The organism is Nocardia jiangxiensis NBRC 101359 (assembly GCF_000308615.1).
Lineage (GTDB): Bacteria > Actinomycetota > Actinomycetes > Mycobacteriales > Mycobacteriaceae > Nocardia > Nocardia jiangxiensis.
In genome coordinates this window covers 1-351 of the sequence record NZ_BAGB01000067.1, presented here as the reverse complement: position 1 = coordinate 351, position 351 = coordinate 1, and the positions used below count along the sequence as shown (strand labels likewise).

The following is a 351-nucleotide window of genomic DNA, read 5'->3' as shown; positions in this document are numbered from 1 at the left end:
GGACGGTCGTTCGGGTGAGCCGTTCCCGTATCCGGTGGCTGTGGGTTACATGTACATCCTGAAGCTGCACCACTTGGTGGATGACAAGATCCACGCGCGGTCGACGGGTCCGTACTCGATGATCACGCAGCAGCCGTTGGGTGGTAAGGCTCAGTTCGGTGGTCAGCGCTTCGGTGAGATGGAGTGCTGGGCGATGCAGGCCTACGGTGCGGCGTACACGCTGCAGGAGTTGCTCACCATCAAGTCCGATGACGTGGTGGGTCGTGTGAAGGTGTACGAGGCGATCGTCAAGGGCGAGAACATTCCCGAGCCGGGTATCCCGGAGTCGTTCAAGGTTCTGCTCAAGGAACT

General features: G+C 60.1%; 1 protein-coding gene. It reads left to right on the top strand.

All coding sequences use genetic code 11. From position 1 onward, the window contains the following. Positions 1–351, top strand: a 351-nt coding sequence (locus ON40_RS29250; RefSeq protein ID WP_444543725.1) for a DNA-directed RNA polymerase subunit beta, incomplete at both ends; no start/stop codon positions are given.